The following is a 13,788-nucleotide window of genomic DNA, read 5'->3' as shown; positions in this document are numbered from 1 at the left end:
AAATTATAAAAAAACGGCGGTATGTCCTAATGTGTCGCCCAAAATAATATTTGTTGAATGGCTTTAAAGAAATTCTCTTTCAGAGCCAACCTTCATTTTTGTACCAGGCAATGGTTTTTTCAACCCCTTCTTTCAATCGGAAATCGGGCACAAAGTTCAACTCGCGCTGCAAGGGCGTTATATCGCATGTCCAATTGCGTTGTTTCATGATTCGATATTTGTCGGTGTTGAAAGTGGTGGCTCGGCCTTGCATCGAAGCAATTTTTTCGCTTACATAGGCTGCCGGCTTCACCAACCACAAAGGCACTTTCAGTCGAATGACCACTTTTTTGTGAAGCGCCTCTTTAACAATCCGATTAAATTCGCTATCGGTATAAACATCGCCATCGGCCACAAAATACTCCCTCCGACGAATACCTTTATCCATGCAGGTGAATATCACTTTCACCAGATCTTCGGAATAAATGAATGTCAGCAATTGTTTTTTGAATCCGGCCCCCACATCGATTCCCTTTTTTACGGCACGCATCAGAATGAGATAATCCTTGTCGCGAGGTCCGTAAACGCCAGTCGGACGAAGAATCACATACGGAAAATCGGGAATGCTTTTCAGATAATTTTCGGCCATCAGTTTGCTTTTTCCGTAGGCCGTATCGGGTGATGGAAGTTGGTCGAAAGAGATAGGTCGATACTGTTTTTCGTCGCCGGCACCCCAGGCGCTCAAACTGCTCATCAACACAAAAAGTTGGGGAACACTGCCGCTTTCGATCAGTGCATCGATAAGATTCTTGGTCTGGCCAAAATTTACTCGTTCGAAATCCTCTTTGCGAACCGCTTTGGTGATGCCGGCAATATGGGCAATGTAATCGAATTTGCCGTGTTCGGCGGTGAATGCACGCAGTTGTGCTACTAAATGATCCTTATCCGAATAATTCAGATCGATAAAATTCAGTCGGCTATCCTGCAGAAACTTGCGACTGCTTCCGGAACGGATGCCCGCCCATGTTTCGTAACCCAATTCCAACGCCTTATCGACAGCCGTACTACCGATAAACCCGCTTGCCCCCGTAATCAATATTTTTTTTTGCATGCCATGCTTTGATGTGTGCACAAAAATAATGAATTAGCACAAGACAAGAAAACCGTTGCGATTGATTCTGCCGTTTTTTATGTTTTGATTCGATTCGTAATAAAATTAAAAATTATTCACTGATTGTTTTGATTTGTTGATTCATTGATTGGATGATGAGGATATTGGCGATGGGTGAGTTGTTTCCGACACAAGTTCGGAAACTTGAGCTATTAAGTCAGAAGTGAAGAAGTCGGAAGTGAAGAAGTTGGAAGTGGAGGAATATCATAACCCCTGTGCTGCCTGGCGGCAGCACTTGTCCCCTTATCTTAAGGGGACAGCTACGGTAAACGTGATCCCAAAACTATTCTCCTCTTAAGATAAGAGGGGTACCGCCGAAGGCGGGGAGGTGTTATGATGTAATGGAGAATTGAGAATTTAAGAAGTTAGAAGTGGAAATTTTAAATTACGAATTTTCGTTTTGTTTGTTCTTTTTTCGCCGGTGCAGATATTCATCTGTGTAACTGCAGTGGTTCTGCCTTTCAGGCAGAGAGATTGCAGGGACGTCTTTGTCCGCAGGTCAGTGACCTGCGGTTATGAAGGTTATTGCCTTTCAGGCAAAAGTGAGACGGGGAATTGAAAACTTCGACTGTGATGGATATTTCTGTATTCGAGGGTGTTTTTGGCTTGAAAAGCCGAATTTTCATAACCGCAGAATTCATTCTGCGGCATGAATCGTCGTCAGCAACCTGCCTGGAAGGCAGAACATTTATTTGCCACGAAGACACCAAGACGCGAAGTTGGCTTCGTCCTCAGAATATCATAACCCCTGTGCTGCCTGACGACAGCGCTTGTCCCCTTATCTTAAGGGGACAGTTCAGGGATGGTGTAATCCTATAATTACTCCCCTCTTAAGATAAGAAGGGTACCGCCGAAGGCGGGGAGGTGTTATGATGTAAGGGAGAATTGAGAATTTAAGAAGTTAGAAGTGGGAATTTTAAATTACGAATTTTCGTTTTGTTTGTTCTTTTTTTGCGGTGTGGGTATTCATTTGTACAATGGCAATAGTTCTGCCTTTCAGGCAGAGAGATTGCAGGGACGTCTTCGTCCGCAGGTCGGTGACCTGCGGTTATGAAGGTTATTGCCTTTCAGGCAAAAGTGAGCTGGTGAATTGGAGGCTTCGACTGCGATGGATATTTCTGTATTCGAGGGTGTTTTTGGCTTGAAAAGCCGAATTTTCATAAGGAATTACAAGTTACCAATTTCGAATTACGAATGCGATCATCTGCACTTTTCAATCTGCGACTATCTACGTGAACCTATCTATTCTTTTTCTCGCAGATCAACGCTGATCTTTTTCTCGCTGACTCACGCTGATTTATTTTCTGCGCCCATCTGCGATTTCAATCTGCGAATATCTGTGTGAACTATTTTTTCTGAATTTTCTCACCCACGCCCAAATATTCCCCAAAACTACTCTTCTCTTAAGATAAGAGGGGTACCGCCGAAGGCGGGGAGGTGTTATGATGTAATTGACAATTGAGAATTAACAAGAAATAGAGAAATGGGAAGTAGAGAAATAAGAATTTCAATGAATTATCAAATCGGTAAATTTTTCAATCGCGAAATTATGCATTGTGCATTATTAATTATCCATTGATTCTTGGGGCGTTGCCCCAAACCCCACATACTTTTTTGCCTTGATGCAAAAAAGTATGCAAAAAAGATCAAGACTGCATCTCCTCATCGACCCGATAGCTGCTTGTTCGCTAAAAGACAAATAACTCACCGCCTTGCGGCGGCTCAAACAGCTTGTCTTTTGCCTGACGGCACGCTCGCTGCGCAGATCGGGGGCCCCGATGATGAGATGAGGTCGGGAAAATAAGGGAGAATGGATGAGTGTGAGAGAAGAAAAGAGGTTTGAAGTGAAGAAGTCAGAAGTAGAGAAATATCATAACCCCTGTGCTGCCCGGCGGCAGCACTTGTCCCCTTATCTTAAGGGGACAGTCAGGTCGGGAATTCATCGGTAAATCAATAAATCATCGAATTGGTAAATTATCGACTAATTCCAACCTCCATTCCCCAACCTCCAATCTTCAACCGTGTTCACATTCTTTCACTTTCGTAATTGTGATGTTTTGTTAATAAAATTGGGCAAATTCCTTTCATAAGCTTTCATCATGACATTAATATATGTATATCAGCAGATTATTTGTATGTTCTTGAACTAAAAATTCATCGATTCGGCAACAAAATTGCCCCGTCAGAAATGTAGAAAACGCGTTTGACTCCGACGGACCTGTTTTCTACTTTGTAGAAACCACGTTCGACTTAAAGAATGTTATATCTACTTTGTAGATTTCGCAAATGTGAATGAAAACGTCCAATCTTGTTAACATTCTATAGGCATTCGGCGCCAAATTGCCCAATCTTGAAGTGCAGAAAGTACAACTTTGTCCGACGATCATACTTTCTACAAAGTAGATGGGGCAATTTTGTCCGCCGATTGCCCCGTCTACATTCCTGAAAGGTACATTTTCGAGCCAAATGGCCTTTTCTATTAACATTCTATAGACATTTTTTGGCTAAAACATGTAATCTGCAGTGTAGGAACCATGACTTTTTGCGATGAACCTGCTTTCTTCACACTAAGATGACAGGTCACGACAAGACAATCGTGTCATTTCGAAGTGAAAACGGGGGATCATTCCTCGCCGAACGTGTCATCTTTGGGTGAAGATGATGGAATTTGAGTAACAGGAGTGTTAAATCAGCCTCATTATTTAACGATTTTCTACGGATTTGCATCATCACGAAGTGTAGAAACCACAACTTTTTCGGCTGATGTAGTTTTCTGCGAGTACGGACGATGGGTTTTTTTCTGAAAATACAGTGCTCCCTAATCTTAGAACAATTCCGGCAGCAAGTTAAGCAATGACTTTTCTTTCAGAATCTTCTGTCGCGCATCGACACGGTGGGAGAACCGGAATCGGACGATGCCGGGTTTTTTGTTTTTTTGACCTTGTTACCCTTCGGTGGAGTGGGAATGGCGGTGTCCTGCTTCCACAAGTGGTCTTCGAAATCCTTCAATTGTTTTTCGATTTTCTCCTGTTCGGCTTTCAATGCTTCGGGAGAAGGCGCAATTTCGGCGAGAGTTTTGCCTTGCAAATTCAGAGTTTTGTAGATTTCTCCGTTGTAGCGGTGCATGCGAAAGAAGTCGTCCACCGTGCTGTTGATCACATTGTTGAGGCTTGAGGTCATGATCTGCATTTGCAAAGCAAAGGGCTGGATTTCGGAGTAGGGAATCCAGAACAGCGGATAGCGCGCCGGTGAGGTTTCGAAGTCGCTTTGGCGCACCAGGATAGGGCAAACGGCGAGTGTTCGGATGCCAAAACTCGAGGTTACCGAGTCGAAAAAATAGGCTTCCTTGACATAATAACCCGTCACCTCGCTCGAAGGAATGTCCGCGTCGTTCACGACGATACGTGAGTCTTGCACTTCATAATAAATGCCAAAGCGATCGAGAAACTCCCTGAAATCGATTTTGTAGTTGTCGGCAAACACTTCGTTGCCGTCCACGTATTCGTAAGCATCTATTTTTCCTTCGGAAAGCAGTCGGAAAATAGAAGTAAAGAAATTGGTTCGGCCCGGTGCGGGTTGCACAGGGTAGTAGAGTGGAGCATTTCTATCGTCGCTGAGATCGAGATATCGATAAACGACTCGCAACCATTTGGCATTATCGGGATCGAACGACGAATAGCGACCGAGCTGTTCGGCCCGCAGCGAACTCGACGCTAAAGGCGATGAGGTGGAAGTCGCGGGTTGCTGCCGCTGAATTCGTTCGCGCACTGTTTCTTGTGCGTGTGTATGAAAGGCACTCATTCCTACAACTGCCATTGCGATAATCCATGTAAGTCTTTTCATTGCGTGATGGCTATTTTTTTATCATTGTTTAAATGCGAAATGCGAATTGCAAAAGTTCATAAAGTTCCACTTTTCACTTTCTACTTAATTATCCGTTATCCATTAAATCATACCCCCCTTCTGCTTTCGGCAGTACCCCTCTTATCTTAAGAGGGGCGTAGTTTCGGGATTACGCCATCATAACTGTCTCCTTAAGATAAGGGACAAGCGCTGCCGGCGGGCAGTGCAGGGGTTATGATATTTTCATCATCAAATCATCTCTTCATTTTTCTTTCTCGCTTTGCAAATCTGTGAGGGCGAGGAAGAGTTCAATTGACCCGAACTTCGATAACGGAAATTTCGCGTTCGATACCATCGGGGCCAACGGCTCTAACACCGGAAATATAAAAATACTTACCACGCGAGAGGCGTCGGAACTGTTCCTTCTGACGATCGGAAAAACGGTTTCCATTCGAAACTTCGGGAATGGCATTGCCCATAGCATCGAAAAAAACAGTTCGAAAACTCAGCACACGGAATGGTATGTTGAGTATTCCGTCGTCGATAGCCGCCCGGATGCCATCCGCATTCATTAGCACACCTTTGGCTATTGCGCCGCCTTTGAACATTGCCGGGTTGCCATTGGCATCCGTATATTCGATATAAGGCGTGGGATCGGGAAGTGCACGCACGCGAAACTCTTTTTTCGCCAGTTGTCGCACTTGGTCGCCTATCCTTGCCGTGATGGAAATCACGGCGTTTTGTCCCACTCCGGAAGGTTTGGCACTCCACATATTTCCTTTCCTCACCAAACTGCCGTTGGTCATTGCAGCGCCGATATCCTGTGGTGCAACACCCGGAACAGAAATGCTGATTTCGTTATCGATGCCGGCGTAAAGGACGTTCATAAGGGTAGGGGCTACCGTGGCTGTTGGTTCAATAACGGTATAACTGTTGCTAAAATCGCGTCGGAGCACCGAACCATCAGCACGGGGCAGTTCCACATAACCTTGTATGCTGTGTGAGCCGATACTTCCTGCCACAGCCGAAAAAATGCCGTTACTTTCCGGATCGAGGACATTGCCATTGACGAAAATATTCGGATGACGGGTAGAATCTTCTGCCGAAAGCACGATGCGGGCTTTATAGGTACCTCCCTGAATGACAATATTCGACTCGGGAATTACGTAAGCATTGATTTGGTTTACACGGAAATCGCTCACATCCACACTGTTGAGTAGATGTGCTAAAGTTTCACCTTCGGCGCTGCGAACATCGCTTTGCAGCTTAGTAAGTAATGAGACTGCGGCTGCTACAGGCATTTGTTCGAAAAGCGACTGTTCCCAATTGCGGTATTGCTTTCCCCTCGCGGACGAGGGTTGAGTGGAGAGACCCGAGTTGATGATTTTTTTCCTATTTTCGTCCGTTACGAGTTGTGAAAGCGTGTGGCGAAAGGAGTCAACCGCCGAACGAAGACGTTTACCTTCGCCCGAAACCGGCGATAACATCACTTCCGATGCCGCGTTGAGATCATCTTTGTGACGGATATGCCCGAGATCAGCCTTGTTGCCGTCGGCTCTTCTCACCATTTTCAATTTGAGAGTTTCGATATACCTGAACAGCGAGTCGCTCATCTGATGCACCTCCAAACTCTTGCGATACCACGAACCGGCCTTTTCGGGATTTTGTTCGTTGTAAGATGCCAGTTCGTGCATAATAAGCAGGTTGCGTTGCAACGATATGTCCGACGAATTGGCCAGGCTATCTTCCATGAGTTCGAAACCATCGAGCACTTCTGCCGACACGTTGAGCGCAAGCATTGCAATGAAAACCAAATACATGAGGTTGATCATCTTTTGCCGGGGCGAGTTGGGACTGTTGACTGCCATCTGTTACTTGAATCTATCCATTACGAATTACAAATTCTGTTTTTCTGTTCCGAAACATTTAAGGATTATGTCGGTCTGAACCGGCGGTCATGGATTCGATCATACGGGTGTAGATACGGTTGAGCTCTCGCAGCTGATCTGCCAGTTTTTCGGTTTCGTGTCTGATAACCGATCCGTCGGGCACGGAATCGTTATACATGGTTTTGAGACGGAGAAGTCCGGCATTGATTTGATCGATTGTTTCGATTTGACCACTGATGCTGCGCAGTTGGATTTCGTATATCGTATTCAATCCCGAGATATTTCGATTGAGAGCTTCCATTTGCTGAACGTAACCAAGCGAATTTTGGCCGATCTCTTGCGAATGGTCGATGATGTACCGATAAGAGTCTTGCAGCGATTCCGAAATGCGGGTCAACGTCTCGACTGCGTGGGTAAACTTTTGAACATTCTCTGCAACAGCGTCGAGCGAGCCAACGATGTTGTCGTTGACCTCGAGGGAATCTGCTGCACTTGACGAAAGAACAGGATCATGCACGGAGGCTTGTGCCGACTTCTGACGCGTAGAATCGCCACCCTCGGTCGAAGTGGAATGAAAGACGGACGCTTCGCGGGAAACTTTTTCTTTCGGATTGCTGCCGAGATTGGTGACTGCGGATGAAATAGCAGATTTGGCTGCAATTCCTGTCCCCGACGAAAAGTCGGGACGATCGTCGGGATTGTCGGCAGCCAACACGGGAAACACTTCTTCCCAACGATAATCTTTCACGGGGGTATCAAACGCCGACAAGACAAAAACACAAATTTCGGTGATCATGCCGATAGCGAGTAGCACATTGCCAAATGGCAGATACAGCAATTTGGCCATTGCACCGAAGATGACAATAGCGGCACCGAAACTGTAAGCATAGTTGAGAAAACGTTTGCCACGTTCGGTTTGTAAAAACTTTTCGATTCGGTTTCTGTATTTTACATATTTTCCCATTTCGGTAAGGTGTTATAAACAATTATTTTGAAAAGCCGATCTGAGTGCGCACACAGCGAAAGCCGATGAAGGAACGTCCCCTGTTCTGGTATTCCGAATCGCGCAGGTCGGAACGGATGAAAGTAGAAATATCTTTCCATGATCCGCCTTTTACAACTTTCTTTTTCATTGCATACGGATCTTCAGGGGCTGCATTGTATCGATATTCGGGGTTCATGTCGCTCATTTGCAGATTGCCCGATTCGGTATAGGCGGTTGAAGTCCATTCGGCCACGTTGCCTGCCATGTCGTACAGACCAAAATTATTGGGACTGAAACTACCCACCTTAGCCGGAATCAAGAAATTATCGGCTGCATAAGCTCCTTCTCCCGGTTTGAAATTGGCATTATAGCAACCGCTTTCGCCGGTTGTGGCATTGGAATCCCACGGATAGCGATTGTCCGAATTGGCGTTGCGGGCAGCCATTTCCCATTCGGCTTCGGTCGGGAGACGGTATTTTTCGATTAGAACATTTTTTTCCTTCAGAGAATTTTTCAGGAACATTGTTCGCCATTCGCAGAATGCGGTGGCAGCTTCCCACGAGACCCCGACAACCGGATAATGGGCATAACCGGGATGCGAAAAATAATTGCGCATGTAATACTCGTTGTTGGCATTGTCGAAATCGTTTACCCAACAAGTGGTGTCGGGATAGATATTTACGATTTTGGTGTGAACAAAATCGTAGAGACCGGATAACGGACGGGTAATGGTTTCGTTGACGATGCGTCCGTTTTCGTCGATATAGGCCGTATCTTTCGAAATCATGATCACTTCGTCGGGATCGATCGAAAGATCGGTGTTGAGGATTCTCTCATTGGGATTCAACCGATTTTGCCTTTTGGCAGCTTCTGCGGCATCGAACCACTCATAGCGAAAATTCATTTGGGCAGCGTCGAGCATTTTCTCACCGGTGATCGGATGAATTGTATATACACTGTTGATGGCTGCTTCTTCCTCTTCGGTGTTGCGCGACCAGGGGATAGGAATCGACCAGTCGAGGCGGGGAGGAACGGGATCGCCATATTCGTTTTCGGTAATCTTGTAATAATCTTCGCCCGCATAAGCGGGATCGGCCAATCGTTCGCGGATGATGGAGTCGCGCACCCAATATACGAACTGTTTGTATTGCGCGTTGGTGATCTCTTTTTCGTCCATCCAGAAATTGTCCACCGAAACCCCTTTGGACGGAACCGAAAACCCCCACAAAGAATCGATTTCGGCAGGTCCCATGCGATAAGCACCACGTGTAACCAAAACCATATTATAGGGCGTGGGTTCTTCCCAAACCTTTCCCACCGGAATGCCCGTGAGTTCGCCCCCCACACTGCTTCCGATTCCCCTTCGGCCACAGGAGAAAATGATGATCGAAAGCAATGCGGAAATCAAGACTTTTCTCATATCGATATGTATGTTGTTGTTTCCAAATTTGCGAATTTACAATAGGCGGATACTTTTGCCCGGAGTCGATTTTTTATCGAAAGCATCGATCGGAATTCGGTAACCGATGTATATTTCATGACTTCCGTTACCTTGTTTTCCGATTCCTTGCGTATGCAGACTGTAAGCATAGCCAATCTCAACGCCGCGGATAAGCGCTCCGGCAAAGAAAACGTACCCGTCGTTCTTGACCCATGAAGCGCCTCCCGAATATTTTTGTCTGAAAATCGCCTTCATCGTTGCCCTAATTTGTGTTGTAGCGTTTGTGCCTTGAACCCAAATCATCGGTTGTATGTCTAACGGATAAAACAGGGAAATATTGTATGAAGCCATAAAATTATATGATCGGGGAATATGTCGGCGTATGGAATCGGGGCTTGCGACGGGCACCAGGGTAGAGTCGCTTTGTGCATAAAACCACGGCGACGTGAGATGCATCACCGAAATGCCCGCAAAAAAATGCCTTCCCTTCCACGACAGACCTGCGTTGAAATCGAAGACACTTCGGTCGGTGAAGTTGGTGCGAATCATTACTGTATTATTTGCAACGGAATCGTTTGCAAGTGTCAGATTACCGGCATCGAAGGCCAATTGGTATATTCCGGCCTGAATACCTGCCGAAAGATAACCACTCCCAACTTTTTGCCGATAGGCATATTGTGCGGCGAGGAGCGAGTTGCGTTTTTGACCCATGATTTCGGTGCTGACCACCATGCCCATACCGTGCTGTTTGCCGATAAACCGAAAAGGCGTGTCGGCGGTAACAATCGCTGTTTTCGGTGATCCTTCGATTCCTGACCATCGATGTTGATAAGCTCCCGAAATCCTGATTCCTTCGGTTGCGCCTGCCACCGAAGGGTTGTAGTATCCTTTGATAGACCAATGTTGTGCGAGTGATACATCCCATTGAGCCCATGCCGTTGCTTTGCAAAGCAAGAGCGATAATGTAAATAATATGGTTTTCGTGTTCGACATCGATATTATTAACCGAAAATATCGAAAAAAATTGTGTGGAACAAGAGTTTTGTTTGAGGTTGGTGGTTGGATATTTTGTTGAAAGTCCGTAGAGGTAGAATTGATAGTGTATAATGTATAATTTTCCGATTTGATAATTCATTGAAATTCTTATTTCTCTACTTCCCATTTCTCTATTTCTTGTTAATTCTCAATTGTCAATTATACATTATCCATTAACATCATAACACCCCCCCCAGCCTTCGGCGGTACCCCTCTTATCTTAAGAGGGGAGTAGTTTCGTGATCACGCCCATCTTAACTGTCCCTTTAAAATAAGGGGACAAGTGCTGCCTTCAGGCTGTGCAGGGGTTATGACATTCTGAGGACGAAGCCAACTTCGCGTCTTTGCATCTTCGTGGCAAATAAAAGTACTGCCTTTCAGGCAGGTTTCTGACGACGATTCATGCCGCAGAATGAATTCTGCGGTTATGAAAATTCGGCTTTTCAAGCCAAAAACACCCTCGAATACAGAAATATCCATCACAGTCGAAGTTTTCAATTCACCGGCTCACTTTTGCCTGAAAGGCAATAACCTTCATAACCGCAGGTCACGACCTGCGGACAAAAACGTCCCTACCATTACTGCCTGAAAGGCAGTACCACTGCAGTTACACAAACGAATATCCACATCGGCAAAAAAAGAACAAACAAAACGAAAATTCGTAGTTTAAAATTCTTATTTCTCTACTTCCCATTTCTCTATTTCTTGTTAATTCTCAATTGTCAATTATCCATTACATCATAACACCCCTCTGCCTTTGGCAGTCCCCTCTTATCTTAAAGAGGGGAGTAGTTTCGTGATCACGCCATCTTAACTGTCTCTTTAAAATAAGGGGACAAGCGCTGCCGCCGGGCAGTACAGGGGTTATGATATTCCTTCATTTCCGACTTCTTCATTTCTTTCTTGATAGCGCAGTTTCCAAATTGCCTGTCGTTTTGCGTCCAAGTTACGCCATCGGTAAACTTGAACGAGTCGGGCAACACAGATAAACACCGGCTTTTCAAGTCGTAAAAAGGATTCAATTCACGAATTCATCTTATCCTTATATCATTTGATACCTCTTCTCCTTATTCATATTCCCTCAAATAAATAAGAGTTTGCATGGTGTGATTAAATAAGTTGGACAAAAACGATGAAATCCCAAAAAATAGTTGTTATTTTGTGAAAACTATCAAAATAGTATAACACCGATTGAACAGATAAACGATTGATGAAATTTACGATTGCTTGGCAATCCATTGAAAAAGAATAATAAAGCTGATGAGTACTGACGAAAAACTGGAGAACCCGCAAAACGCGCAAACTCGAATGAATGACAACAATGCAACTCCCATGAACGCCTCTGAGGAAAAAGTGGATGAGAAAACGGAGCAAACTTCGGTAGAAGACGTAAGAGAAGAAGATTTGGAGGCAGCCTCCGAGTCGGCGAGTGCGTCGGCAGCCGACGAGAAAGCGTCACCTTCCTCTGAGTCGGATTTGGCAGACGAGTTTGCCGAAAGAGAGATGAATGAAATTGTTCACGAACAGGAGGATTTGTCCGAAATTTCGATATCGGGGCATGACGAAGAGGAAGAGGACGATGCCACGGATGATGCGGATTCCGAGAATAGTTCTTTTCCATTGTTATCAATCGAAGAGATCGTTTCCAAACTACGCGAGCTTGCTTCGTCGGAAGATCTGCAGCGAAAAGAGATGGACGAACTCAAGAGCCAGTTTTATCGTTCGATTCGAAACGAAACTGCCGAACAAAAGGCCAAATTCTTAGCCAATGGTGGCGAGGAGATCGATTTTGTTCCCGAAGAATTGCCCCTCTACACCGAAGGAAAAGAGTTGCTCGCCAAAATTAAGGAAAAACGTGCGCAGATTCAGGCACGCGAAGAGGCAGAAAAAGAACAAAATGTTGCCAAAAAATTGGCAATCATCGAACAAATAAAGCAATTGACAGAAAATCCCGGTCAAGAGGATTTCAATAAAACCTATCAGGAATTCAGATTGCTACAGCAACAGTGGAACGACATCAAGCTCATTCCCCAAGCCAAAGCCAACGAGTTGTGGAAATCGTATCAGCTCTACGTTGAACGTTTTTATGATTTGGTTCGCATTAACAATGAATTCAGAGAATACGATTTCAAGAAAAACCTGGAACTGAAAACCGAGTTGTGTGAAGCAGCCGAACGACTAGACGAAGAACCGGATGTGATTTCCGCTTTTCATCAGTTGCAAAATCTGCATCAGCAGTGGCGTGAAATCGGCCCTGTATCACGTAAGGATCGCGAAGAAATCTGGAATCGCTTCAAGGAAGCATCCAACAAAATCAACAAAAAATACCAGGCGCATTTCGAAGAAATTAAATTGCAAGAGAATGAAAACCTGGAGAAAAAAACCGCCATTTGCGAACAACTGGAATCGATTGACTATTCGGCTCTGACTACACAAAAAGCATGGAGGGAGCAACTCGATAAGGTGCTGGCCCTACAGGACGAATGGCGTAAAATCGGATACGTTCCGAAAAAATGGAATTCCAAAATTTACGAACGCTACCGTGCAGCCTGCAATATCTTTTTCGAAAAGAAAAATCAATTTCAGAAATCCATACGGGACGAATTAGACGAAAATCTTCGAAAAAAGACGGCTCTTTGTGAACAGGCCGAAGCACTGAAAGATAGTAAGGATTGGCGCACAACCACACAAGAAATGATTCGGATACAGAAAGAATGGAAAGAGATCGGTCCTGTACCCCGAAAATTTGTTGATTCGTTGTGGCAGCGGTTTATTTCGGCGTGCGACTACTTCTTCGAACAGAAAAAACTATCTTCCTCATCGCACCTTGCTGAAGAACAAAACAATCTGGAAGCCAAAAAGGCAATTATTGAAAAAATTAACAATATCGACCCACAATTACCCATAGATGAAGCGAGCGCCTTGCTTCATCAGCTCATTGAAGAATGGCACAACATAGGTCATGTGCCCTTTAAACAGAAAGATACGATTTATAGCGATTTTTACGAAGCTACCGAAGCTCAGTTCAATCGACTGAACATCGACAAAGGCGACCGAAAACTTCAGAGCTATAGAAACAGTATTTCGGATATGGCGAAGTCGGACAACGGTCGGGGGCAACTTCTGCGCGAACGCGAAAAACTGATGCGCCAATACGACCGAATGAAAAACGAATTGCAGACTTACGAAAATAATCTCGGCTTTCTGTCCGTTTCTTCCAAAAAAGGCAATAACTTGATAGACGAGATGAATCAACGGGTGAAAAGACTCAGATCGGATCTCGATTTACTTATCAAAAAAATTGATGCAATAGACAAAGAGCTATAAAAATAAATTAAGACAAATTTCAATAGCGTAAAAGCTCGAACTTATGGTTCGGGCTTTTTTTATACAGGTTCGGTTCATTTCTTAACATTTGCAATATATTGACAAACAGTGTTATAAT

8 protein-coding genes are annotated in these 13,788 nt (G+C 44.7%); 1 reads left to right on the top strand and 7 read right to left on the bottom strand.

Translation table 11 applies throughout. The features are described from left to right. Nucleotides 1-79: 79 nt before the first annotated feature. The 7 genes from EJN84_RS05250 to EJN84_RS05220 all read right to left on the bottom strand — a co-directional run bounded on the left by EJN84_RS05250 (nt 80) and on the right by EJN84_RS05220 (nt 10,301). Entirely contained in the window at nt 80-1,090 is a 1,011-nt protein-coding gene (locus EJN84_RS05250) for an NAD-dependent epimerase/dehydratase family protein (protein ID WP_129594430.1), read from the bottom strand. Nucleotides 1,091-3,375: 2,285 nt separating this feature from the next. Continuing rightward, nucleotides 3,376-3,636 (bottom strand): hypothetical protein, encoded by a 261-nt coding sequence (locus EJN84_RS05245; protein ID WP_129594429.1) that lies wholly within the window; start codon nt 3,634-3,636, stop codon nt 3,376-3,378. Nucleotides 3,637-4,015: 379 nt separating this feature from the next. Beyond that, entirely contained in the window at nt 4,016-4,993 is a 978-nt protein-coding gene (gene porN / locus EJN84_RS05240; RefSeq protein WP_129594428.1) for a type IX secretion system ring subunit PorN/GldN, read from the bottom strand. A gap of 308 nt (nt 4,994-5,301) precedes the next feature. Continuing rightward, entirely contained in the window at nt 5,302-6,861 is a 1,560-nt protein-coding gene (gene porM / locus EJN84_RS05235; protein WP_129594427.1) for a type IX secretion system motor protein PorM/GldM, read from the bottom strand. Between the two features lie 58 nt (nt 6,862-6,919). Then, complete coding sequence (gene porL, locus EJN84_RS05230) at nt 6,920-7,846, bottom strand: type IX secretion system motor protein PorL/GldL (protein ID WP_129594426.1); 927 nt, start codon at nt 7,844-7,846, stop codon at nt 6,920-6,922. Nucleotides 7,847-7,868: 22 nt separating this feature from the next. Next, nucleotides 7,869-9,287 carry a T9SS ring complex lipoprotein PorK/GldK gene (gene porK, locus EJN84_RS05225; protein WP_129594425.1) on the bottom strand — a complete coding sequence of 473 codons (1,419 nt, stop codon included), beginning with the start codon at nt 9,285-9,287 and terminating at the stop codon, nt 7,869-7,871. Between the two features lie 36 nt (nt 9,288-9,323). Further along, a complete protein-coding gene (locus tag EJN84_RS05220; RefSeq protein ID WP_129594424.1) occupies nt 9,324-10,301 on the bottom strand; it encodes a PorP/SprF family type IX secretion system membrane protein in 978 nt (325 codons plus the stop codon). Nucleotides 10,302-11,846: 1,545 nt separating this feature from the next. Between EJN84_RS05220 and EJN84_RS05215 the strand changes: the two genes are divergently transcribed. Next, a complete protein-coding gene (locus EJN84_RS05215; RefSeq protein WP_394343084.1) occupies nt 11,847-13,670 on the top strand; it encodes a DUF349 domain-containing protein in 1,824 nt (607 codons plus the stop codon). Nucleotides 13,671-13,788 lie beyond the last annotated feature (118 nt).

Origin of the sequence: Seramator thermalis, assembly GCF_004138125.1 — a bacterium.
In the GTDB taxonomy this organism is placed as follows: Bacteria; Bacteroidota; Bacteroidia; order Bacteroidales; family Dysgonomonadaceae; genus Seramator; species Seramator thermalis.
The sequence above is the reverse complement of the archived record's forward strand: the minus strand, read 5'-3'. Positions and strand labels throughout refer to the sequence as shown.

Coding starts and splice junctions, on each gene's coding strand:
- EJN84_RS05245 (WP_129594429.1), bottom strand. CDS start 3,636: ATGTTAATAGAAAAGGCCATTTGGCTCGAAAATGTACCTTTCAGGAAT.
- porN (WP_129594428.1), bottom strand. CDS start 4,993: ATGAAAAGACTTACATGGATTATCGCAATGGCAGTTGTAGGAATGAGT.
- EJN84_RS05220 (WP_129594424.1), bottom strand. CDS start 10,301: ATGTCGAACACGAAAACCATATTATTTACATTATCGCTCTTGCTTTGC.
- EJN84_RS05215 (WP_394343084.1), top strand. CDS start 11,847: ATGAATGAAATTGTTCACGAACAGGAGGATTTGTCCGAAATTTCGATA.
- porM (WP_129594427.1), bottom strand. CDS start 6,861: ATGGCAGTCAACAGTCCCAACTCGCCCCGGCAAAAGATGATCAACCTC.
- porL (WP_129594426.1), bottom strand. CDS start 7,846: ATGGGAAAATATGTAAAATACAGAAACCGAATCGAAAAGTTTTTACAA.
- EJN84_RS05250 (WP_129594430.1), bottom strand. CDS start 1,090: ATGCAAAAAAAAATATTGATTACGGGGGCAAGCGGGTTTATCGGTAGT.
- porK (WP_129594425.1), bottom strand. CDS start 9,287: ATGAGAAAAGTCTTGATTTCCGCATTGCTTTCGATCATCATTTTCTCC.